The 22,941-nt window shown below is 63.8% G+C and carries 22 protein-coding genes; 3 read left to right on the forward strand and 19 right to left on the reverse strand.

The genetic code is table 11. The features are described from left to right. Positions 1–507 carry a hypothetical protein gene (locus A3AS_RS0135520; RefSeq protein WP_018322229.1) on the reverse strand — a complete coding sequence of 169 codons (507 nt, stop codon included), beginning with the start codon at positions 505–507 and terminating at the stop codon, positions 1–3. On the opposite strand from A3AS_RS0135520, the gene A3AS_RS0135525 reads away from it, so the two are divergent. Beyond that, the gene (locus tag A3AS_RS0135525) at positions 507–2,330 is read left to right on the forward strand and encodes a hypothetical protein (protein ID WP_245283352.1); all 1,824 of its coding nucleotides are present in this window, start codon (positions 507–509) and stop codon (positions 2,328–2,330) included. The genes A3AS_RS0135520 and A3AS_RS0135525 overlap by 1 nt on opposite strands. Here A3AS_RS0135525 and A3AS_RS0135530 read toward each other — a convergent pair. The 18 genes from A3AS_RS0135530 to A3AS_RS0135615 all read right to left on the reverse strand — a co-directional run bounded on the left by A3AS_RS0135530 (position 2,320) and on the right by A3AS_RS0135615 (position 21,139). Continuing rightward, positions 2,320–3,354, reverse strand: a complete 1,035-nt coding sequence (locus A3AS_RS0135530; RefSeq protein ID WP_018322231.1) for a Gfo/Idh/MocA family protein — start codon at positions 3,352–3,354, stop codon at positions 2,320–2,322. The genes A3AS_RS0135525 and A3AS_RS0135530 overlap by 11 nt on opposite strands. Positions 3,355–3,367: 13 nt before the next feature. After that, the gene (locus tag A3AS_RS0135535; protein WP_018322232.1) at positions 3,368–4,561 is read right to left on the reverse strand and encodes a class I SAM-dependent methyltransferase; all 1,194 of its coding nucleotides are present in this window, start codon (positions 4,559–4,561) and stop codon (positions 3,368–3,370) included. Then, on the reverse strand, positions 4,554–5,771 hold the full coding sequence (locus A3AS_RS0135540; protein WP_018322233.1) for a class I SAM-dependent methyltransferase: 1,218 nt from the start codon (positions 5,769–5,771) through the stop codon (positions 4,554–4,556). Before A3AS_RS0135540 ends, A3AS_RS0135535 begins: the two co-directional genes overlap by 8 nt. Before the next feature lie 215 nt (positions 5,772–5,986). After that, positions 5,987–8,278, reverse strand: coding sequence for a hypothetical protein (locus A3AS_RS0135545; protein WP_157644477.1), 2,292 nt, complete (start codon positions 8,276–8,278; stop codon positions 5,987–5,989). 23 nt (positions 8,279–8,301) lie between these two features. Further along, positions 8,302–9,426 carry a lysylphosphatidylglycerol synthase transmembrane domain-containing protein gene (locus A3AS_RS0135550; RefSeq protein ID WP_245283353.1) on the reverse strand — a complete coding sequence of 375 codons (1,125 nt, stop codon included), beginning with the start codon at positions 9,424–9,426 and terminating at the stop codon, positions 8,302–8,304. Beyond that, positions 9,347–9,922: a WbuC family cupin fold metalloprotein gene (locus A3AS_RS0135555; protein WP_018322236.1), complete on the reverse strand. Its 576-nt coding sequence runs from the start codon at positions 9,920–9,922 to the stop codon at positions 9,347–9,349. The genes A3AS_RS0135550 and A3AS_RS0135555 overlap by 80 nt, the downstream gene beginning before the upstream one ends. After that, positions 9,900–10,565 (reverse strand): class I SAM-dependent methyltransferase, encoded by a 666-nt coding sequence (locus tag A3AS_RS0135560; RefSeq protein WP_018322237.1) that lies wholly within the window; start codon positions 10,563–10,565, stop codon positions 9,900–9,902. The genes A3AS_RS0135555 and A3AS_RS0135560 overlap by 23 nt, the downstream gene beginning before the upstream one ends. A gap of 25 nt (positions 10,566–10,590) precedes the next feature. Then, the gene (locus A3AS_RS0135565; protein ID WP_018322238.1) at positions 10,591–10,983 is read right to left on the reverse strand and encodes an LIC12192 family sporadic carbohydrate cluster protein; all 393 of its coding nucleotides are present in this window, start codon (positions 10,981–10,983) and stop codon (positions 10,591–10,593) included. After that, positions 10,976–11,782: a sporadic carbohydrate cluster 2OG-Fe(II) oxygenase gene (locus tag A3AS_RS0135570; protein ID WP_018322239.1), complete on the reverse strand. Its 807-nt coding sequence runs from the start codon at positions 11,780–11,782 to the stop codon at positions 10,976–10,978. Before A3AS_RS0135570 ends, A3AS_RS0135565 begins: the two co-directional genes overlap by 8 nt. After that, a complete protein-coding gene (locus tag A3AS_RS0135575) occupies positions 11,779–12,897 on the reverse strand; it encodes a DegT/DnrJ/EryC1/StrS aminotransferase family protein (RefSeq protein WP_018322240.1) in 1,119 nt (372 codons plus the stop codon). Before A3AS_RS0135575 ends, A3AS_RS0135570 begins: the two co-directional genes overlap by 4 nt. Next, positions 12,887–13,993, reverse strand: coding sequence for a DegT/DnrJ/EryC1/StrS aminotransferase family protein (locus tag A3AS_RS0135580; protein ID WP_018322241.1), 1,107 nt, complete (start codon positions 13,991–13,993; stop codon positions 12,887–12,889). The genes A3AS_RS0135575 and A3AS_RS0135580 overlap by 11 nt, the downstream gene beginning before the upstream one ends. A gap of 8 nt (positions 13,994–14,001) precedes the next feature. Next, a complete protein-coding gene (locus A3AS_RS0135585; RefSeq protein ID WP_018322242.1) occupies positions 14,002–14,961 on the reverse strand; it encodes a transketolase family protein in 960 nt (319 codons plus the stop codon). Between the two features lie 10 nt (positions 14,962–14,971). Next, positions 14,972–15,820 carry a transketolase gene (locus A3AS_RS0135590; protein WP_018322243.1) on the reverse strand — a complete coding sequence of 283 codons (849 nt, stop codon included), beginning with the start codon at positions 15,818–15,820 and terminating at the stop codon, positions 14,972–14,974. Then, positions 15,795–16,832: an aminoglycoside phosphotransferase family protein gene (locus A3AS_RS0135595; RefSeq protein WP_049815077.1), complete on the reverse strand. Its 1,038-nt coding sequence runs from the start codon at positions 16,830–16,832 to the stop codon at positions 15,795–15,797. The genes A3AS_RS0135590 and A3AS_RS0135595 overlap by 26 nt, the downstream gene beginning before the upstream one ends. Continuing rightward, positions 16,829–17,440, reverse strand: a complete 612-nt coding sequence (locus A3AS_RS0135600) for a hypothetical protein (RefSeq protein ID WP_245283354.1) — start codon at positions 17,438–17,440, stop codon at positions 16,829–16,831. The genes A3AS_RS0135595 and A3AS_RS0135600 overlap by 4 nt, the downstream gene beginning before the upstream one ends. 5 nt (positions 17,441–17,445) lie before the next feature. Next, a complete protein-coding gene (locus tag A3AS_RS0135605; RefSeq protein ID WP_018322246.1) occupies positions 17,446–18,447 on the reverse strand; it encodes an NAD(P)-dependent oxidoreductase in 1,002 nt (333 codons plus the stop codon). Positions 18,448–18,474: 27 nt separating this feature from the next. Then, positions 18,475–20,040: a PfkB family carbohydrate kinase gene (locus A3AS_RS0135610; RefSeq protein ID WP_018322247.1), complete on the reverse strand. Its 1,566-nt coding sequence runs from the start codon at positions 20,038–20,040 to the stop codon at positions 18,475–18,477. 82 nt (positions 20,041–20,122) lie between these two features. After that, a complete protein-coding gene (locus tag A3AS_RS0135615) occupies positions 20,123–21,139 on the reverse strand; it encodes an SDR family oxidoreductase (protein WP_026202710.1) in 1,017 nt (338 codons plus the stop codon). Between the two features lie 165 nt (positions 21,140–21,304). Here A3AS_RS0135615 and A3AS_RS0135620 point away from each other — a divergent pair, with 165 nt between their 5' ends. Both A3AS_RS0135620 and A3AS_RS0135625 read left to right on the forward strand, forming a co-directional pair. Then, positions 21,305–21,892 (forward strand): SIS domain-containing protein, encoded by a 588-nt coding sequence (locus A3AS_RS0135620; RefSeq protein ID WP_244550731.1) that lies wholly within the window; start codon positions 21,305–21,307, stop codon positions 21,890–21,892. 12 nt (positions 21,893–21,904) lie between these two features. Then, positions 21,905–22,924, forward strand: coding sequence for a lysylphosphatidylglycerol synthase transmembrane domain-containing protein (locus tag A3AS_RS0135625; protein WP_018322250.1), 1,020 nt, complete (start codon positions 21,905–21,907; stop codon positions 22,922–22,924). Positions 22,925–22,941: the final 17 nt, after the last annotated feature.

Raw genomic sequence — 22,941 nt, forward strand, 5'->3', positions numbered from 1 at the left:
TCACCCAAGGCCCGTCGACAGACGAACGAGTTTGACGAGACGCGCGACCGCCACCCCCTTGGCCGTCGGAGCCAGCCTTCCGTCGGCCGTGATCACCATCCCCGCGCCGACCAGGAGCTTCAGGCGGTTGTGCGTGAAGGTGCCGAGATCTCCGCCCTGCATGTAGGCTACGGCCCATTGCTGCAGGGTGAGGGGACGCCCGGCTTTAACGAGTGCCGTGAGCAGCGTCAGCGTAAAGCCCCAGGCCAACAGGCTGAACAGGATGTAGAAAAACATCATCGCGGTCGCGAGCAGGAACAGGCCGCCAAGCACGTCGTCATAACGGCGCTGACCGGGAAGCGCGAGACAGGCGATCGCGTAAAGGGCCAAGACGGTGATGCAGCCTAGCCGGAAGCGGCGGCCGGATCCGCCGGTGGCGGCGATGCGCGCGTAGCACAGCAACAGCAGCGGCAGCGCGACACTGAGACCAATCGCAGCGGCTTGCGCCGGGCCCGGGAGCATGTTCATTGCGGAAAATCGTCCCGGACGCCTCTCAGGCCCAGCCAGAGCGAAAGTCTATAAAAGGTCGCATTTTGCCGGTCAAGGGAGCCCATCATCCCGCCTTGCGGACGTCACGTGGGCGTGCGAATCCTGCCGGCGATGCCGTTCCTCCGTCCGAGATGTCCCCATTGCTGCGTGCGATAGTCGTCCTCCTCGTCGTGCTATTGGCTGCGCATGCGCCGATGCTCCTCAACGACGGTCTCTTCATGGACGACTGGCTGGTGCTCAAGCCGCGTCCCGACTATTTCATAAACATCGATTTCCTGCTGAACGGCGCCGGTCATCCGATCTTTTACAGCTACGACTCGTTCGCGAACGGGACGGGCGCCCCCGTTGTCGTGATGGTCTCGCTGGCGATTGCTGGAATTGTCTTCGGCGCAATATCGCTCGCCCTGACCGCAACGCGTCTCGATCTGCTCGACCGCGCCGAGGCAGTCGGTTTCGCGCTGATCGTCTGGACATATCCCGGCTATCAGCTGTGGGCGGGCAAGGCGAACGCGGTCTACGTCTTCAGCTTCGGATTGCTGTTCATCGGCGCATGGCTGTTGACGCTGGCTTTCAGCGCCCGCGGCCTGCGGCGCGTGCTGCTTCGCGTGGCCTGTGCGCTCGTGTTCCTGCTGGGCTTCGCGCTCAACTCGACGATCGTGCTCTATGCCTTCGTGCTGCTTGGTCTGTTCGTTGCGATATGGCGGGGCGGGAAGCCGACGGACGGCTTGGTTCGCCGCACATGGCTCGCATCCTGGCGCTGCGCCCTGGGTTATCCGGAATTGATCCTGCTTCCTTTGATCTACTGGGGCACGCTCAATATCTGGTTCAAGCGGATCGGCGTGTACGCGCAGCACTATGATGCCCATTTCCCGACGCTCGGCGAGTTGGTGAAGGGATGGTTGGCATTCTTCATCACCGGCTACAGGGACGTCCTGGCCCACGCATTGCGCGCGGCGATCGCCGTCCCGGGGCTGTTCATTTTGGCGGCGGTGCTCGTCGGCATCGTCTTGCTGCTGCTGCGCGCCGACACGAAGCCGACTACGTCCAGACTCGCGATCGCCTTGCCGCTCGTGCTCGCCGTGGTCTTGTTCCTCGCATTGTCGTCGCCCTATCTGATCGCCGGCCTGCGGCCGTCGTCCACGCATTTCTACGAGAGCCGACATCTGCTGATGTTCGGTGTGCCTGCGGCGCTGGGGTTTCTCGCATTCAAGCGGCTGGCCGAACGTTGGACCAGTCCCAGCACCGCCTTTGCAGCCATATTTGGATCGGGCCTGATCATGTCGATCGGCATGCTGTGGAGCGACTACGTCTTCATGCAGGCGAGAACGCTGAAGCAGGAGGCCCTGACGCGCAACCTTGCCGGCCGCGCCCAGCCCGCGGCGACGGTCTATGCGCTCGATGACGGCTTTTTCGACTACCCCTCACGGCATGTGCCGTTCGGCCTCGCCGAGGTCACCGGCATGCTGCGCCTTGCCTGGGGCAATCAGCCGTTCTTCGGATTTGCACTGCGGGCCGAACGGCCCGACATCCTGCGGGGAATGGACGAGGCGCGGACGGCTCCGGGAAGCGCATTCCATCATTTCGATCCGACGGGGCCGCAGGCGACGATCTCGTTCCAGCCGGGCCCGGGGGCCGCACCGAACCAGACCTTGGTGCGGAAGTACTATGCGTGCCGGTTCCTGGCGCGCTGCGATGTTGAAGAGTTCCTGGCTCAACTTGCGCAGGTCACGATCAAGCTCGGGCCCATCGCGGGCGTCCTGCCGCTCGAGGGCGCAAGCAAGGATGCCGCGCCTAACCGCTAGCCCGCTGTTTCCAAACCGTCTCCGCAAGCGCGATGTCGGTCACTGAGTCCGCGCCGGAGGCCAAGGGGACGCCTCGCGCGGCGACGTCGGAAACGAAGGCGTCCGCCTGGCGCCGAAATGCCCAGCTCTTGTCGCCCGTCAGCCGCGTGCTCTGACCATCGTGATCGACGATGACCTCCGCCTCTTGCTCGGCGAAAGGTGGCGGCAATTCCAGGGTCACTGCGCCGCGCTCGAAATCGATCGTCAGCCCCTCGCGCCAGCTGCCCTCGGAGCCGTTCACGAGATCCAGCGTGCAGGCGATGCCGTCGAAGTCGAGCGTGATGCGCGCGGCTCCCGAAATCTCGATCGCGCTTTCGGCGACCGTCGGCGACGATCCGAGCAGGTAGCGCGCAAGATTGATGATATGGCTGAAGACGTTCAGAAAATTATCGTAGCCGGGACGCATCGCGCGCGGCATCCAGTCGGGACCATCCTGCCAGAGTTCGATCCCGTCCGGTCGCGCTTCGCCGGTCATCACGAAATTGTCGTGCGACCGGCCCGTGTCGCCGCCGAAGCACCAGCCTTTTGCCCGGACGATGCGTCCGAGCGAGCGGTCTTCGCGCAAGCGCGTCAGCACCCGCAGCGCCCGTGCCACACCGGCATCGTGACGTTTCATGTAGCCGACGCTGTAGACGAGGTTTTGCTGCCGCGCGGCTTCGACCAGCGAAATGGCCTGGGCCGTCGTGTAGGCCATCGGCTTTTCCGACAGCACGTGCCGCCCGCTGTTCAACGCGTCCAGGACGATCGGGCCGGTGGCACGACGCTTCGTCACGACGACGACGGCGGACACCGCGCTGTCCGCGAGTAGCTCGCGGTGCGTGCCGTAAACCTTGGGAATGCCGAACTTCTGCGCCGCGGCGGCAGCAAGGTCCGGCCGGAGATCGGCGATCGCGACGACGCGGCAGGCGGGATTGGCAGCGAAATTGGCGAGGTGGCACATCTGGCCAACCATGCCCGTTCCGATGATGCCAATGCCTGGCTTCACTGGCTAAGATCCTTTAGCGCTTCCGGATCACGAGGAAATGCGCCGGCTGTCCCCACGTGTTGATGAAGGCCGGATCCGCCTGGGTGAGGGCGGTGACTGCGGACACGTCCCGTCGCCCGATCGCGCCAAAGATGCGATGGAAGCTGTCGAGCGTCGCGATGATGGCTTCGATGTCGGCGGCATCGTCGGCGAGAACGTCTGTGGTCCGGATTGTCTCGCGCAGCGACGCAAGGCCCGCGATCACGCGCGGCAGGCTCGCGCCGAAGGGATCGTCGATCATGCCATCGACGTCGAGAACCAGCGTCTCGATCGATGCCGAGATCGCCTGCACGGCATCGGCCTTGCCGACCAGATAGAGCTTTCGTCCGCCGAGGAAGCTCAGGCGGCTGCGGTCGAGATGGCGCGTCGCGCGGTGCAGCTTCTCATCGCCGGACAGGACTTTCTTGTGCCAGTAGATGTCGAGGCTGTCGCGGTAGGCCGGCCATGCCGAATGGACGTCGAACCCCTGTTGATGCGCCGCCGCGCACAAGGTGGCCGCGTCGAGAAAGTAGCGATGCCGGACGAACGGATTTTCCAGCACGTCCATCAGCCAGGATTCGAAGCTGCGGGTGTGCGGAATGCTGTCCCACTTCGCCTCGAACAGCAGCTTCGCGGTTTCGAGCGGGGCGCGACCGGTCAATGCCTTGCCGGCCGCATGGATCGCCTTGAGCGCGAGCTCGAAGAAGCCGCCATAGCGCTCGTAATAGGATACGACGGCATAACCGTCCGGATTGAGCAGCCGATGGAAGATGCCGAGCCATTTTTCGCTCGGCTGCACCGTGTAGATGAAGCCCTCGGCATCGATCATGTCGAAGCGGCGATCGCTGCTGAAGCCCTCGACGTCGGCCAGTGCGAGCTCGCGGAGACGCTGGGTCAGGCCGAAATGTGCGAAGTAGGCGTGGATTTTCGGGTGTGCATGCCGGTTCGGCTCGGCGAGCGTCATGTTCGCGCCCCAACCGGCAAACACCAGCGCGTTCTCGCCGGAATCGGGACCAAATTCGAGCACATCGGCATCGCGGAACAGCCGCGGCGGCAGCACCAGCTTGTCCGAAAACAGCTCGCGCCGCTGGCTGGCGTAGGCCTCGAGCTCGGTGGACGACTTGAAATTCCCGAACGTCGGCAGAACATCCTGACGTTCGTAATAGTTGAAGAGCTTGTCCTCAGTCATGCCGCGACCCTGCGGCCGCCTCGAGACGGTCGAGCTCGCTCCAGATGTCGTTCGGCGCGAAGATCGAAACGATCTGCAGCGGACGCTTCACGCTCTCGCGCAGCCGGCTGCTGACCTTGGCCTCGTTCTCCTCGTTCACAGCCAGGAGACAGACGAGCGGACCCGGCTTGCCGGCGAGATCCTCGGGCGAGCGGATCGGAATGCCGGTGCCGGGCAGGAACAGCCCCTGACGCTCCTTCTGGTCGTCGACCGAGAGATCGACGAGATCCGCCAGCTCGTGGGCGTTGGTGAAGGTGCAGGCGCGGCAGCCAGCGCCGTAGATGGCAATCTCGGCGCCGTTGGCGCGGGCCTTCGCGAGAATCGGGCGGAGACGCGCGCCATACTCGCGTGCGCGCTGACCGAATTTCTCGCCGACGCCGGACGGCGCGGGCGGCGGCGTCACGGTGCCCTTGGCACGGCGGGCCGCGATCGCGAGGCTGCCGCCGCTGAAATTGTATTTCTTGACGGACACCGCCTCGAAGCCGTGACGCGCCAGCAGCGCGAGCAGGGTCGGTTCGGTGAAATAGCTGACATGCTCCTCCCAGAGAACGGAGAGGTCGCCCACTGCCGAGCCGGGTGCGAAATCCGGCACGTCGATGAACAGCAGGCCGTCGTCGCTGAGCGCGATCTTGACGCAGTCGAAGAAGTTCTCGAAATCGACAATGTGCTCCAGCACCTGGCGCGATATGACGAGGTCGAACTTGCCGGACTGAGCGACAGCATCGTGGGCCATCTCCGGGCTGAGCATGTCGGCATAGACCTTGATGCCGCGCTCGCGGGCGATCTTGCCCGACACCGGATTGGGCTCGACGCCGACCATGACCTTGGTGCCGCGCTCGCGCAGCTTGTCCATGAACAGGCCGTCGTTGCATCCGATCTCGAACACGGACTGGTGCTTGGAGAATTTCGCGATGGTGTCGAGCTCGTCCGCCTGATGCGGCTCCGGCTTCCAGCTGCTGAAATTGTAGTTGAACTGGCGGTACAGAATGTCGGGATCGATCGGCTTGACGATCTGGGGCAGGCCGCAATCGCCGCAAGCCAGCACCTCGAACGGATATCGTTCATCTTGCTCGTTTCGGCTATGCCGAAGCCGATGCGCAATCGGCATCAGTCCGAGGTCGATGACCGGACGCAGGTTGGTCGAATGGCAAAGGCGGCAATGGTCGGTCACGGCTTTAACTCTTTGCGGGAAAACACGGGAACATCGGCGCCCCAGGCGATACGCGGCAGTTGAAGCCTATATAGCGCCGCAGGCCGTGCCACAATTCTTAAGTTGCGCCGGGCGGGCTATTCACAAGCCTGGCGACACCTTCAAGCTGGTACTCCGTGGCCTTCGTTTACGGGCCTTCCTCTGCCGAGATGGACGGAACCGGTGCGAAGCACAACCTAGTGGCAGGTCATGAGCTGACCGAGGACCGTGACGTCCGCTCGTTGGCCGTTGGGAGACAGACGGTGCTTCACCACCTCGAACGGCTCGATCCCGTAGGCCTGCCGGTAGATGTCTTTCGATCTCGTCCGGAGCGCAGAAATGCCGGCCTCGGCGTCGGGACTCAAGGTTTGACCGCCATCCCTCCACGTCAACATCCAGTAGTTCGGGGTCTCGCTATGAAGGGCGAACCGCTTCTCCAGCTCGGCGCTCTGAAAGAGGTCGGAGAAACCGTTGAGCCAGAAATCGCAATTCTGCTTCTGAACATAGAACAGCTTGACCCCGAGTGATCGAAGAGTGGCTTCGGCTGTATCGGCGGTCCCAAGTGCGATCTTGCTGAAGTTGCGCGCGACATCGCTCTGATAGGTGTGGATGACCTTGCCTCGCGTGAGCAGCGGCGAGAAATAGCAGGGCACCATTGCGCGGTAGCCGTTCAGCGCGAGAATCCGATCGGAGCCCGTCGATTGCTGCAGTTCGTCACAGCGCTGCCAGTTCAGGCTGACACGCGGCATCTCGATGAGAGAGCGCCCGCGGGCCGCAAAGGCGATGGCTCCGTCGTCCCTGAAGCTCTGCCAGGGATACGAGGTCGTCATCCAGGCGCAAGCGGCGAGCAGCGCCAAAATGGCGACATTGGGTGCAAAGCGCCCGACGAACACGGTCGGGGCCAGCCACCGCACGATGACGAGCCCCCAGAAGGCGATCGCGGCGGCTGCGAGCGGGAAGAGCGCGTTGACGTGAATGGACAGCCTGATCAGGCTCGGAATGTTCAGCGTCATGTCCAGCAGCCGCACGCTGGCGACGTAGGCGATCACGATGAAAAGTCCCGCAACACTGGGCAGTGTCCGCTTTTTCATGAAGTCGGATCGATCCGGAAACAACTTCGAATCGAGGAAAGAGATCGCACAAGTCGTCGCCGCGATGAGAGCTGCAACCAGGAGAACGGACTTGGCTTGCCTGATGAAGGCGACCACTCCCGCCTTGCTGAGGAAGTCGCTGACCTCCAGCGACTGCGCCAGCACGAAGAAATCAAGAATTTCCAGGCTGCCGAACTGCGAGAAACGCTCGACTGATGCGATTTTTCGAAAGAGCGCGTACGGATTGGTTGCCGGGATTCCGAGATAAAAGTAATTGATGGAGAAGGCCAGGATGCACCCGCCAACCGCTCCCAATCCGAGCAACAGGCTGGTGACGAGGCCAGATCGGTCTCGCTGAAGGACCTTGGTGAATACCCCCAGCGACGAAATCAAGAACACGAACGCTGCATAGAGCGGATAGGAGGCGGCGACGGCAAGGCCGCAAATGCCGGCGGCAAGCCGGTCGCGAGCTTGGGACGATCGAATGACGACCAGCAGGAAATAGACGAAGAATGCCGCCGTCTGAAGATGGTACTTGCCGAACTCCATGATGTAGAGGCCAGCCTTGACGCTCGGCATCGTGCGGGGCCACGCAAGCCCGAGGATCGCCAAACCGAGGGCTATTGGGATCGCGGCGTCTTCCCAGCGGCGTCCGAGAGCTTGCAACGGCAGAATGAGGCGGGCGAGCTCGAAAATGACCGCGCCGATCCCGACGAAGTAGAGAAACGAAACGATCTGGGCGACATGGGGCGGCAGGAACGTCGCCAACAACAGATGCAGCCCGTTTCCGTGGCCGATCTCGAAGTCGGAGAAGATGGGATTGTCGGCGGCAAGCCAGATGCTGTGATTTCTCGCAACCTCCGCAAGATACGGGGCGTAGAGCTGCTGAACGTCGGTCGAAATCACGTCCGGTATGACGGCGCGATCGAGGAACACCGTCGCCAGGAGCCAAAGGCCCATCAACGACGTTGCGGCCAGCGGCAGGGTCACCGCGAGTTTCCGCGGCTTTCCGAAGCTGCGGCTGTCCCACAGCAGCAGCACGGCCGCAAATCCGACAACGATCTGCGGGTACAGGATCGAAAGAGCGCCGAGGCCAACTCCCGCCAAGATGAGCGCAGCCGCGCCGACGAAGAACTCATCGACGCGCTGAGTGGGCTCGTGCTTGATCAGCGAGAATGCCAGGCGTCCGGTCGCCATGATGAGCCAGCCGAGATACGCCGTCAGGACGATCCAGGCGAGGACGTAAAATCGAGTCGTCCAGCCGCCGTCGAACAGCAAGGTACGGTAGGTGCCGGTTCGGTTCACGAACCAGATGGAAAGTGCCGCCGGCACGAAGATGAGGATGCGGGGCCACCACGTTTCGATGATGGCGCGCAAACGCACCTCGCCAACCGTCATCGTTTGATCTTGTACAGGCTTGCTCATGCTACCGGCGCTGCATCAGTTCGTTCGGCGATGGCCCGCGCCTGGTCGGGGCTGAAGCTGGTGCGCTCGGGCGCGAACAGCCATACCAGCCCGCCGAACAGGCCGACGATCAGGCCGCCAAGCCCCAGCAAAACCGATATTGCGAGCGCCTTGTCGGATGCGATTCCAGCAAGACCAAGCGCAGCGACCATCGCGCCTTCGCGCACACCCCAGCCTCCGATCGAGATGGGGACCGCGGAAGACAGGATGACGAGCGGGACCAGCACGAAGGCGTCAAGTGCGGAGAGGGGCGCCTCCAGTCCGATCGCGAGGACATAGCAGGTCGCAACGGTGATCAGGTGGACGACAATGGCTGATACGATCAACATTGTCCGCCCTCCGGCCGCGAGCAACGGAGCCCTGACCAGCATCGCGAATTGCACGATCCTGGCCGGCACGGCCGCAATCAAGCGTGGCGGCCACCGGTCCAGCGTCGCCATGGCGATTGCGCCGAGGCATGCAGCCGCCAAAACGGTCACGATCGCGAAAAGGAGTGAGTTGTCGTGGACACGAGGCAGCAGGAATGGGATTCCCGCCAGGACGATGAGACCGAGCGCCAGCAGCGCCAGGAAACGATCGGCCACGATGCTGCCGATCGTCTGCGACCATTGCACGCCATTCCGCCGCAGCATCCAGATCCGGACCGCGTCGCCGCCTGCGGGCAGCACCTGATTGAAGAAGGTGCTGATGATGAGAATGCGCCAGCCGGCCAGCCATCCCAGGGGGACGCTCATGGCGCGGAGGATCAGGATCCAGCGGTGGCAGAGAACGAAGGTCTGGGCGAACAGCAGCAACACCGCAAGCGCGAGCATGTTCAAGTTGACCGCGAGAAGATCGGCTTTCAGGGACGACAAGTCCTGGCTGCGCAAGAGCAATACCAGGATCCCGATCGACACCGCGAACTTGACCAGGGTAACCAGTGCTTTTGCAGGCGGCTTCATCGTCTGGTTTCGTCCTCGATCATTCACGGCGGGATCGTCGAGCAGCGAGTGTGGTCGAAATCTATTGTCTCGCCAGATGCTCCGCGGCGAGTGCGCCAATCCGTGTGACGTAGCGTTGGACCTCGGCAGCGTCGCCGCCATCGGGGGCCCAGTCAGGAAATGCCGTGCGTGAGGGATCAAACGGGCCGGCGGTGGTTTCGTGGAACACCAGCCATTCCGAGGTGATCAGGATCGAGTGGAAGACCTTTTCGGGCATCCGATAATAGCAGCGCTTGCCCTGGCCGTAGGGCGCCATCTCGAGTACGTCGCGAATGCGGCCGTCATCCTCGAAGATCACGACCTGCGCAGTGCCCTCGATCACGTGAAACGATTCAGGTTTGCCAAAATGCTTATGCGGCCGGACATAGGCCTCGCGATGATGCACGATCAGCATCTCGTGCAGGCTGGACGCGGGATCGGGGTGCGTGCACAGCCGGCTGCGCAGACGCGGGTTGCCGGCGGCGATGCGTTTCAGCTCCGTGATCGTGGCGTCATCCGCCGTGACGATGGCGTCGTCCGAGTAATACACTTCCGGATTCTGCGCGCGTAGCGACGTCGGCCGGCGCAGGCCGGCTTCATTCGAAGAAGATGAACCCATGGTCGCCCCGATAGCCGCATTTGTCGTAGATCCACGCCCAGGTTTCCGGGCCGTGGAAGCTCAGGCAGGTGAGCTGCCAGTAGAGGAGGTTCGCCTTCTCGCGCTCGTTGCGGAATGATTCCACCATCAGATATTTCGAGGCGCCGCGCCCGACCCGCTCGATCTCACGCACTGAACGGAACACGTCTTCGAGCGGAAGGTTGTGCAGCACGCCGAGCGACACCACGAGATCGAAGCTGTGATCGGGGTAGGGGAGCTCGACGGCGCTGCCGACCTTCAGCAGCGGCCGCACCTCCTCCTTGGCATTGGCGATGCCGTAGTCGGAGATGTCGATGCCGGCGATCGTGAGGTCGGGGACGAGCTGGGTGAACTCGTAGAGCAAATAGCCCTTGCCGCAGCCGACGTCGAGCACGCTCATGCCGGGCTTGATGCCGTAGCGATCGATCAGGGTCTGGGCGAGCGGGCGCCAGCGTCCGTCATAACGATAGCCGCCATAGCCGTAGCGCCGGTCGCCGTCCCAGTAGTCGCGTCCCCATTGCCGCGCGACGGTGGCGGATTCCGCCTTGTCATGCTCAACCACGCGCTGAACGTAGTTCCGCCTGGTCGATGCGTGCATCGGTTGGAGCAGGTTGATCTCACTCATGGGGCCCAACCGGTCCGCGGCATCGTCACAGGATCGTGGCGTATTTATTGACCAGCAGAATGTCCTCGACGGCCTGGATGTCTTTCTGCGACGACAGCGTGATCTCCTCGACGGCGGCGTGGAGATCGCAGCCCTCGCGCAGCACGCGGTCGTAGATCTCCCGTCGCCGTGCCTCGTCGGGCGGCAGCATGAAGATGCTGTAGAGGATCAGGCCATTCAGGCGGGGCAACTCGTCCAGGATGTCCTCGAGCACCATGTAACTGCCGGGCATGATGTGCTCGACGGCGCTCAGCAGAAATTGCAGGTTCTTCCGCCGCGCGTAGTCGCGGATCACGATGTTCTGGACGTGCTGCGGGGTGCGGCTGCCGTTCAGCGGCCGCGCGCCGATGTAGCCGCGATGGCCGGCTCGCTCAGCCATGGAAGCCTCCCGGCAGCTTGTATTGCATGCCGACCCGCGTCGCCGGGCGCAGCAGGATCGGCTCGAAGAACTCGCCGAAGCGCTTGTCGGCGTAGGGCGACATGATGCTCTTGAACCGGCAGTTCATGCTCCAGCGCGTGCCGGGCTCTTCGTTGACGCGATTGCCGTGCATCAGGGTCTGGTTGAACAGCATCACGTGACCGTAGGGAATCTCGATGAAGGTCGCGTGCGGCTTGATCGTCTTGTACAGCTCCTCGGCGCTGCGCAGGCTTGCCATCCGGTCCTGCATGTCGCCGTTGAGCGACGGCGGCAGCAGATACATCGCCTTGGTGTGGTGGACGTCCACCAGCGGCACCCACACCACGACCTCGAACGGCGAGTCGCCCGACCAGACGTCGGAATGGGTGGCGAGCAGCGAGGAATCGTCACCGGGCATCTGGATGCTGAGATTGACGCGGCGCTGCATGCACAGCTCGTTGCCGACGATGGTCTCGATCGTCGAGCGCGCCAGGCGGAAATAGGTCGGCCGGAACCACGGCTCGGCGTTGAGGCCGTTGAAGACGTGCAGCCGCAGGCCGTTGAGATCGTCCACGCTCACCCGTGTGTGGATGCTGTCCAGCATCGCATAGGGATCATTGCTGTGCGGCAGCTTCAGATAGTCCGCCGCCAGCTCGGCGGCGCGCCGCTGGATGCGGTCGAGGCCGGCGCGATCATCGGCCGGCGTTGTGACGAAGCCGTTGTCGATGAAGCGCTGCGCCAGCGCCTGCTCATCGGCCTGCAGGAAGTCGGTATCCGTCATGCAAAATACTCCCGGGCGGTCGCGCAGATATAGCTGATATCGGCGGCCGACAGGAACTGGTTGATGGGAAGCGTGAGGATCTGGTCCGCCTGCCGCTCGGTCACCGGGAACGCGCCGCGGCCTTGCCCCAGATGCGCCGCGGCCGGCTGCAAATGGATCGGGACCGGATAGTGGATCGCGGTCTCGATGCCCTTGTCGGCCAGATATTTCTGGAAGTCGTTGCGGCGGTCGGTCTGCACCACGAAGGTGTGGAAGGTGTTGAACTCGATGTTGCGGCAGGGCGGAATGAACAGAGGAAGCCCGGCGAGCTCGGCGCGGTATTGCGCGGCGTTGCGCCGCCGGCGCTCGATCACCGAGGGCAGGTGACGCAGGCGAATGCGCAGCACTTCGGCCTGGAGCGTGTCGAGCCGTGACACGATGCCCCATTCCTGGACGTCGCTGCGGTTGATCAGCCCGTGATTGCGAAGGCGGCGGATGCGTGCGGCCATCTCGGCGTCGGCCGTGACGAGGAAACCGGCATCGCCTGCGGCATTGAGATTCTTGAGCGGATGGGCGGAGAAGCAGCCGAACGTGCCGATGGTGCCGCTCATCCGGCCGTCATAGGTCGAGCCGACCGCCTGGGCGCTGTCCTCGATCACGGCGAGCGCGTACTTGTCCGCGATTGCCATCAGCGGGGTCATGTCGGCCATGCGCCCGGTCAGGTGCACCGGCATGATCGCCTTGGTGCGCGACGTGACGGCGGCTTCGACCGCGGCGGGATCGATGTTCTGGTCCGGCAGCACGTCCGCAAACACAGGCGTGGCGCCGACCGCGATGATCGCGGCGGTGGATGCCACGAACGAATTCGGAGGCGTGATCACCTCGTCGCCGGGACCGATGTCGAGCGCCCGCAAGGCGAGGATCAGCGCGTCGGTGCCGGAATTCAAAGTCACGACATGGGGCGAGCCGAGATAGGCGGATAATTCCTCCTCGAGCTTTCCGACCGCTGCGCCCCCGATGAAGTCGCCGCGGGAAAACACGCCCTCGACCGCCTGCATGATCTCGGCGCGCTCTTCCTCGAACTGGGCGGGAAGATTGACGTAACCGATGCGCCGGCGGCCGGTGTCAGCGTCCATGACAGAACTTCCTGACGGTCTCGATGACACGGTCCTGTTGTGCGCGCGTCAGATGCTGGTCGACGGGGAAGCTGATGACTTCCTTGGCGTGGCGGTCGGTGACCGGGAAGGTGCCGGGCGCGTAGCCGAGATGCTTGAGTCCTTCCTGCTGATACAGCGGGATCGGATAGTGGATCTTGGCCTCGATGCCGTTGTCCAGGCAGTATTGGTAGAGCTCGTCGCGGCGTTCGGCGAACACCATGTAGAGATGGTAGACGTGCTTCACGTTGGGCCGGCGCGGCGGAATGCGCAGACCGGGCAGGCCGGCAAGGCCCGCGTCGTAATAGGCCGCGTTCTCGATGCGGCGCCGCGTGATCTCGCTGGTCTGGCCGATCAGCCAGTTGCCGACGACGGCCTGCAAGGAATCGAGCCGCGAATTGCAGCCGAGGATCGCGATCTCGTCGCGGTTCTTCATGCCGTGGTTGCGGATCAGGCGGAGCTTCTCGTTCATGCCGTCGTCATTGGTGACGACGACGCCCGCATCGCCCCAGACGTTGAGGTTCTTGAGCGGATGCAGCGAGAAGCCGGCCGCGATGCCGTGGGTGCCGGAGCGCTTGCCCGCAAACTCCGACAGGATGCCCTGGCAGGCGTCCTCGACGACGGGGAGGTTATGGCGCTGGGCGATCGGCATCAGCTTGCCCATGTCGGTGACCTCGCCGGTCAGCTGAACCGGCATGATCGCCTTGGTCTTCCTGGTAATGGCGGCTTCGACCTGGTCGACGTTCATGCAGAAGGAATCGTCGCAGTCGACCAGCACCGGCGTGGCGCCGGTTTCCGCGATCGCACCGACGGTGGCGATGAAGGTGTTGGCGGCGGTGATGACCTCGTCGCCGTGACCAATGCCGAGCGCCTTGAGCGGCAGCTTGAGCGCGTCGGTGCCGGATCCGACGCCGATGGCGTGGCGCACGCCGATCAGCTCGGCAAAGCGCTTCTCGAATTCGGCGACGGGCTTGCCAAGGGTGAAGTCACCGGTCGCAACCAGCCGGCCGATCTCGGCCAGGATCGGAGCGGGGTCGGAGAATTGCTCGAGCAGATAGGAATATCGAACGTCGTACATGTGACCCGTCAGGTGGAATGAAGTTGAGGAGCGGAGGTGCGCGACGCCGCGAGCGCGTGCTCGATCGAGGTCGCGATGGCGTTGGGCGCGAGGCCGTGCTTCTTCAGAAGCGAGTCCTGCGAGCCGTAATTGTGCATGAAGCGGTCCGGCAGCGACAGCCGCAGTATCGCGGGCAGGCCGGAGCCGAGCTTGTCGATCAGCGTCTCCGCAACCGCGCTGCCGAGGCCGCCGGAGGGCACGTGCTCCTCCAGCGTTGCCACGAGCTTGATGCCGCGGATCGCCTGCAGCAGCGCTTCGGTGTCGAGCGGCTTCACCGTATGCATGTGCAGGATGCCGGCGCGAATGCCTTGCGCGGCCAAGAGGTCGGCTGCGGCGATGGCGCGCTGGAGCATGATGCCGGTGGTCACCATGAGGACGTCGCCCGGCGGGCGCATCAGGATGGCCTTGCCGATCTCGAAGCCGTGCTCGGCCTTCGAGACGACGGCGTCGCCGCCCTTGCCGAGCCGGATGTAGATCGGTCCGGTCCAGTCGAGCGTCTTGTCCATCATCCGCGCGGCCTCGTCGGCGTCGCACGGGCAGACCACCGTCATGTTCGGCAGCGCCCGCATGATGGCGATGTCCTCGATCGCCTGGTGGGTGGGACCGAGCGGCGCGTAGACCAGCCCGCCGCCATTGGCGATCAGTCGCACCGGCAGATTGTGCAGACAGAGATCGACGGCGACCTGCTCGTAGCAGCGGCGGGTGAGGAATGTCGCGATGGTATTGACGTAAGGCACGAAGCCTTCCATCGCGAGACCGGCCGACATGCCGATGATGTGCGCTTCCGAAATGCCCTCGATCAGATGGCGCTTGGGAAACTCCTTGCTCATCGCACGCAGCGTGCCGGCGCCGGGATCGGAGCCCATGTAAAGCACACGCTCGTCGCGCGCGGCGAGCTTGTGGACCATGTTCATCGCGGTGTTGCGCATGGGGAGCCGATCAAAAATCGCCGACGGCGACGCGGATGGCGTCGAGCTCGCTGTCGGACAGCTTGTTCTTGTGATGCCAATCGGCGTTGGATTCCGCGGCCGGCAGACCCTTGCCCTTGACGGTATGGCAGATGATCGCGGTGGGCTTGCCCGGCACGGCGGGGACCTGCTTCAGGACGGTGCGCAGGGCGCCGACATCGTGGCCGTTGAGCTCCTGCACGGCAAAGCCGAAGCTGCGCCATTTGTCCGCGAGTGGCTCCAGCGGCAGGACGTAGTCGGTGGGCCCGTAGCTCTGGAGCTTGTTGTAGTCGATCATCGCGACCAGATTATCGAGCCCGTGCTTGGCCGCTCCCATCGCGGCCTCCCACACCGATCCCTCGTTGATCTCGCCGTCGCCGAGCAGGACAAAGGTCCGGTAATTGCGCTCGCGCATGCGGGCGGCCAGCGCAAGGCCGACGCCGATCGACAGGCCGTGTCCGAGCGCGCCGGTCGACGCCTCGACCCCCGGCACCATGCCGTATTCGGGATGTCCGCCCAAGATACTGTCGGAGCCGCAAAAGCCGTCGAGCTCCGACAGCGGGAAGAAGCCGCGATCGGCGAGGAGTGCATAGAGCGCCAGACAACCGTGTCCCTTGCTGAGGATGGCGCGGTCGCGTTCGGGATCGCGCGGGTTGTTCGGATCGATCCGCAGGATGTCGTCGTAGAGCACGCGGACCATTTCGATCAGCGACAGGGCCGGACCGACATGGCCGCGTCCGGCCGAACGGACAGAACCAAGGACCAGGCGGCGCAAATAGAGACTGCGCTCGTCCAGCGTGCAGGTGAGGGCGGCTTCAGCGTGGGGTGAGATCTGGATCACGTTGGCAAATCGTTTGATGAAGCCGGCGTGCTTTGTCGAGCTGACCGGCAAGGCGGACCGTCAGATCGCCACCTTGCGCAGCCAAGGCGCGCCGGGAGCGGCTTTCGGGCAAATAAGCATTCAGGACAATCAGGCACCAAATCGCCCCGAACACAGGATACAGTACGTCACGGCGGATCGCAAACGCGTCATCCCTAGCCGCGAAGGCTTGCGTGAGCCGTTCGATGAGGCGATTCGCGCCTGTTGCGGGCAGATCGCTGCCGGGGTGGATCGCGGTATCGGACAGCAGTTTGACCGGATCGTCCCAGCCGAAATATTCGAAGTCGATGAAGCGCAGGCGGCCGTCTTCGCCGCGCAGGGCGTTGTGCAGTCCGAAGTCGGACGGGCTCAATGCGCGATGCGCGGGCAAGAGGTCCGCTGCGGGATCCCACCCTAGTTCCGCATAACGCTGGCGGAGCCTTCGGATGGCGACGGCCGTGCTGGGAACCAGGCTGCCGTCGATGAACGTACGCAGCTCGGGGTGATCCTGCGACTCACGCGTCAACCCGTCGAGGCGCTGCTCGTACTGGGCGATGGCTTCCTCGGGCGAAAAGATGCTGGCTGACGCGTTCCGCAAGGTCTGCGCACCTTCGGCGTCGCGCAGCCTCTGCAATTCGATCAGGAAATCGGCCAGCTGGTCGGCGTCGTCGCCCTGGGGATGCAGCACCGCCGCGTCACCGTCGAACCATTGATACAGCGCGCAAAACGCATCGGCGTCCTTTGCAATCGGCCGTGGCGTCGACGCGATGCCGTGGCGCGACAGGAATGTGAGCGCGTCATATTCCTGACCCAGCCGATCGCGCCCGTCCGACGGATAGTGCTTGAGGGCGAGGGGCGGTCCTTCCGCCATCTCCAGCCGAAACACCCTGTTGTTGCCGCCGGACCGCGCCGGCTGGGCTGCCGCGACCGTTGTTCCGGCAAGGCGGCTGCCGATCGAGATCGCATCCGCTGCGCTGATGTCCGGCTCGCTCATGCCGCAAACACCTCGTCGCGGATGCCGGCCCATGTCGCGATCGGCTTGCAATGTTCGGGGTGCGGGGACTGCGAACGCGTGAACAGGATTGATCGCGTACCCTTCGGGAAATGCGGCTGCTCGAAGACCTCGACGAGATCGTCGATGAAGATGTCCAGCTCCAGGCTCGCGAGCCTGTCGACCTTGGCGGCCATCGTGTCCTCGAAATAAACATCGCCGCTGGCCACCGCCGCCGCAGCAGCGTCGATGAGACCGGCGCCACGCAGCCAGCCGCGTGCGGCTTCGCGCAGGTCGGTATGGTCGGGGTCCTGATGACCGTATCTGGTCTTGTGGCTGACGATGCACACCTTGGCGCCGGCCTGTCTGCACGCCGCGAGGAATTCCCGCACGCCCGGATAGATCTCGGCGCCGCCAATGCCCTTGCCGTAGACGAAGCCTTGCAGGCCTTGCCAGGCGAGCTCGCCACCCGTGCGGGATCGCAAGAGATCCCGCACATCGTTCTTCAGCCCAACCCAGCCCTCCGGCACCAGGTCGCGCTGACGCGCCGCAGCGGCAAAGACCTTGTCGTAGCAGATGATCGTGTTGTCGAAATCGATGCCGATCCGCACGCCGCTCACTTCAGGCTGATGTTCTGCATCATCTTGATATTGAAATACCGGGGATCGTTGAGCGAGTTCGGCAGGCGGCCGGACCTGAAGGCGTCCACGAGGCCGGACACGGCCTGCTGGATCGTGTGCGTCGGTGCAAATCCGAGCTCGCGGCGGATCTTCTCCGAGGAGACGTGGTAGGAGCGCAGATCGTCGGTCGGCTCGACAGCCACGTCGACGTTGTTTCCGACCACCGATTTGACGATGTCGGCGATCTTCATCAGCGAGTGGTTCTCGTAGCCGATATTGTAGGTCTTGCCGTCGATCTTCGCATCATCCTGCTGCAGCAGGAACAGATAGGCCGCCGACATGTCCTCGATGTGCAGGTTGGGCCGCTTCTGCGTTCCGCCGAACACGCGGATGCGGCCGGTGTTGACCGCGAGGTTGGTCAGGATGTTGACGACGACGTCGAGGCGCTGCCGCGGTGCGTAGCCGCAGACGGTGGCAGGACGGACCGTGCAGGTGACGAAGCCGGACGCAGCCTCTTCGGCAAGGTCGGTCTCACACATCGCCTTGAACTTGGAGTAGTCCGTGAGCGGCTCGCAGGACAGTTCCTCGGTCACCTCGGCCTCGTCCTTGATGCCGTAGACGCTCGACGAGGAGGCGTAGATGAAGCGCTTGACGCCGGCCTTCTTCGCGGCGCGCACCATTGGACGGAAGCAGTCGTAGTTGATGGACTTGCCGAGCCCCGGATCGAGCTCGAACGAGGGGTCGTTGGAGATGCAGGCGAGGTGGATCACCGCATTGTTGCCGCGCAGGGCCTCGTTGATCGCGGCCTCATCGCGGATGTCGCCCTTGATCAGGCGAAGGTTCGGATTGTTGCGAACCGCGTCGAAAACGGATTCGCCGTACATGAACAGGTCGAGCACCGTGACCTTGTGGCCCGCTGCCAGCAACTGGGGAACCAGCACGCTGCCGACATAGCCAGCGCCACCGGTGACCATCACGTTCCATTTCTGATCAATCACTGCCGTTCTCCAGATTTCCAGCTCGCGTTACTTCAATAGCGCGGTGACGAATTTGACCAAGGGCGCCTTTTCGACCGAGTTGCGGTGACCGACGATGCCGACCTTGATCGCGCCCGCCGCGTTGCCGATGAAGGCGACGTCCTCGATATTGCCGCCGGCCGCCACCAGCGGCGCCGTGATCGTCAGGAAGGCATCGCCGGCGCCGACCGTGTCGACGACGGTCTTGGTGAAAGCGGGCACGCGCGCGACGCCGGTCTTGGACGAGAAGGGGTAGCAGCCGAAGGAGCCGTGCGTGATGATCATGTTGTCGCAATCGATCTTGCCGTGCAGGCGGTTCTCGATCACCGACGCGATGTCGCTGAACTTGTCGGTCGCGGCCAGACGCGCTTCCGGCGCGTCGATGCAGACGTAGTCGGCGCGCGGATATTTCGTGATGAGATTATAGCCGTGGTTGCCGCTGTTGCTCTGGGCGTTGACCGCCAGAAACTTGGAGTTCGCGATGAGCGTGTCGATGGTGCTCGACGCGATCATGCCGTGACCGAAATCTGTGACGATCACCACGTCCCCGCCACGAACGCGCTCGGCGGTGATTCGGTCGATCTCCTTGCGCTCGGCCTCGTCGAGCGGCGTGTCGTCCATGGTGTAGACTTCGAAGAGCTTGTGCAGATAGCCCATCTCGACGTACCGCAATTTGCGGGTCGTCGGTCGGCCCTGAATGCGGATCGGCGTCAGCGTGACATTCGGGCGGACATGCGCGCGAATGAACTCCTCGGGGTAGTCGTTGCCACCCAGCGTCGTGACGATCTCCACCGACTTGCAGAAGCTCGCCACGTGATTGGCCGCGGCAATGACGCCGCCGGCAAATTGCTCGCCATTCTTGAGCAGGGTGGCGACGATGTTCTCCTTCGAAGCCTTCCCGAGCGCCGTGACGTACTGGTATTCGTCGATGATGGTATCGCCGACCAGCACGACGTGCATGTCCTGGATCTTGTCGATCAGCTTCAGCAGGCGTTCGGCGCCGCCGCCTTCGCGCACCTTCTGGAGGTAGTCGCGCAGGGGAGGATCGTAGATGTCGAAATAACGGTTCAGCAGCGATGACGAGCTGAACGTCACGTCGCGCGTGAAGACGATTCGTCCGCCATGACGTTCGACGGCCTCGCGCTCGGTGGCGATCTTGCCGGTGACGTCATCCTCGGGATTCTCGTAGTCCGAGCCCTTCACGTAGGTGTCGGGGCGCACGGCATCGAGGACCGGCTCGGCGCTGGAAGTGCGGTTGATGCCAACCCAGTCGACCGTGCCGAGCGCGGCCAGCATCTCGGCGCGCATGTTCTCCGGAAAGATCGGCCGTCCCGGGCCCTTGTTGACGAAACGGTCGGCGGTGATGGTCACGATGACCACGTCGGCCTCGTTGCGCGCCGCCAGGATGTGCCGGACGTGGCCGAGATGCACCAGATCGAACACGCCGTGGCAGAGCGCGACGGTCTGGCCCTTGGCCTGCGCGGCGCGCGCAATCTCGCCCAGCTCCTCGATCGTCTTGATCTTGTCGTGCGGTGCCGGATGGCCGGTCAGCTTGTCTGTCGCAGCATTACCCATGTGGATTACCCAAAGCGCCGGCAGGTCTCAGATGGCCGGCCTGAAATGATCGACTCGCAGCAACGATATCCGGCGAGCCTGTTCAAGAGCTTGCCTTCTGCGGCGAGCCGTCGTCGTCACCGAGATATTTGAACCAGTCCTTGGTGGCGTCGGCGATCTTGTCGACCGTCCACAGAGGCGCGTCCTTGTACTGATCCATCGACTTCAGCATCGTCGCGACGCCGTCCTCGAATCTCACCTTCGGCGTCCAGTTCAGGACCCGCTTGATCTCAGTGATGTCGGCGTAGGTGCAATCGGGCTCGCCCGGTCGCTTGGGAATGTGGACCTTGTCGCCGCCGAGAAGCTCGACCAGCCGGTTGACGCTGTAGGTGTTGTCCGAGCCGACGTTGAATATCTCGTGCGAGATATCGGAGCGCGCAGCGGTCACGAAGGCGTCCGCGACGTCGCTGACGAAGGTGAAGTCGCGCGTCTGCTCGCCGTCGCCGACCACGGTGAAGGGCTCGCCGGCGAGCTTCTGCGCCATGAACACACCGAACACGGCGCCGTAGGTGCCGGTGGTGCGATGGCGCGGCCCATACACGTTGAACAGGCGTAGCGCGACCGCAGGCAGCTTGTAGACCTGGCACCAGTGCATGACGCACTGCTCGCCGAGATTCTTGGTAAGCGCGTAGGGATACATCGGCCGGATCTCGGCGCTCTCCGGCGTCGGATAGACGTCGGGAATGCCGTAGCAGGACGACGAGGCGGCGTAGACGAAGCGCTTGACGCCGGCGTGCCGCGCCGCTTCGAGAACGTTGACCGTGCCGTCGACATTGGCGCGATGATAGGGGATCGGCGACTCGATCGAGGGAACGATGTCAGCCAGCGCCGCGAGATGGAAGACCCAGTCGATACCGTGAAAATACGGCTTGATCGACTCGAGGTCGGTGACGTCGGCCCGCACGACCTTCAACTGGCTCGAACCGGCGTGTGCGGCCAGATTTTCGGGGCGTCCGATGACGAAATTATCGAGCGCGATGACCTCATGGCCGTCGTCGAGGAGACGATCGACGAGGTGACTTCCAATGAAACCGGCGCCGCCAGTAACGATGCATTTCATGAGGAACATCCGTGACGCGAATGCCCAGCGAAACAGGCCCGCCAATGTTGAGTGAAACCCGAAAGCCGACTACCAGCCGCTCGCTGACTTTGCAAGTATTATACCTTTGCAATCCTTGGTAATAGCCGGTATCACCCGGTCATGTTGCAATCGAGCCGCCAGCCCATGCCTGCCGAGTCCGTCGATCCCGATCACAAGGCTTTCCTCGACGATTACGTGGGACGCCTCCATCGCGCGACGGCAGTCGACGTCGGCGTTTTCGCCGCAATCTCCGCGACCCGTGCCACTTGGTTGCGCGCGCGCGAGCAGGGCGGTCGCGTCATCTTCATCGGTAATGGCGGCTCGGCCGGCATCGCCTCGCACCTGGCGATCGATCTGGCGAAGAACGCGTCGGTGCCTGCGCTCTGCTTCAGCGACGCGAGCATGATGTCGTGCCTCGCCAACGATTACGGCTTCGAGGACTGGATCGCGCACGCCGTGCGGCTGAGCGCACGCGCCGGCGACTGCCTCGTTGCGATCAGCTCGTCGGGGCGCTCGAAGAACATCCTCAACGCGGTTGCGCAGGCGCGGACGATGAAGCTCGACGTGGTCACGCTGTCGGGCATGAATGCGGACAATCCGCTGCGCAATCTCGGCGACGTCAATTTCTTCGTCGACAGCCGCAGCTACAACATCGTCGAGACCACGCACCAGTTCTGGATGATGGCCGCGATCGACCTCGTGATCGGTCGCGCGGAATATCCGGCATCCTGAGGCGAGCATCCGATGCAGTCGCGGTTCAAACAGGCGGCCCTGTTTTCGGTAAAGCTGCTGCTGTCGATTGCCGTGCTGGTCTACATCGCGCGCGGTCTCGATCTGCAGCGGTTGCGCAGCCATCTCGTCTCGGTCGATCCTTTGCTGTTCGTCCTGGCGCTGACGTTGATTTTCTTCCAGACCTTCGTGCTCAACGGCCGGTGGGAGCTGATCATGCGCGCGCTCGGCGTGTCGCTGGACTGGCTCGCGGGCTGGCGGATCCTCATGATCAGCCTCTGGTTCAATCAGGTGTTGCCGTCCTCGGTCGGTGGCGATGCGGTGCGGATGTGGCTGCTGCGCCAGCGCGGCGTGCAGTGGCCGGAGGCGGTCAAGGGCGTTGCGGCCGACCGTTTCACGGCGTTGATCGGGCTGATCGCGCTGATGGTGGCCGGATTGCCGTTCCTGTTGTCTCGCGTGTCCGATCAGGCCGCGATCCTGGCCGTCGGCGGGCTGACGCTGGCCGGCGTCGCCGGCACCGTGGTTCTGTTGACGCTCGACCGTCTGCCCAAGCGCCTCATCGCCCATCCGGCGATCGCAAGCTTTGTCCGGTTCGGAGTGCTGGTCAGGTTTCTCCTCCTGCAGTCCGAACGCCGTGCTTTGCTGTTCGGATCGGCGTTGCTCATCCATCTCGTGACCGCGGCGGCCTGCTTCGCCCTGGCGCGCGGTGTCGGAGCAAAGCTCTCGGTGGTGGACGCCGGTATCCTGATTCCGCCCGTGGTGCTGTTGACGGCGGTCCCGATCTCGATCAGCGGCTGGGGTGTTCGCGAGGGGGCGATGGTCGCCTGCCTCGGTCTGGCGGGTGTCCCTTCCGAGGAAGCACTGTCGGTTTCGCTGCTGCTGGGCGCCATCAGCGTGATCATCGGGCTCGTCGGAGGCGCGATCTGGTTGGCAAGTCCGGAGCGCGGGTCGTATTCAGCGGACAAGGCCGCCAAGGCGGCGGAGGAAGCCCCCAGCTACGACGGGCTGGGCAAGGAAGTCTCGAGCCACCCATGACTCGCTTGAGCCCGTTG

The organism is Bradyrhizobium sp. WSM2793 (assembly GCF_000379585.1).
Classification (GTDB): Bacteria; Pseudomonadota; Alphaproteobacteria; order Rhizobiales; family Xanthobacteraceae; genus Bradyrhizobium.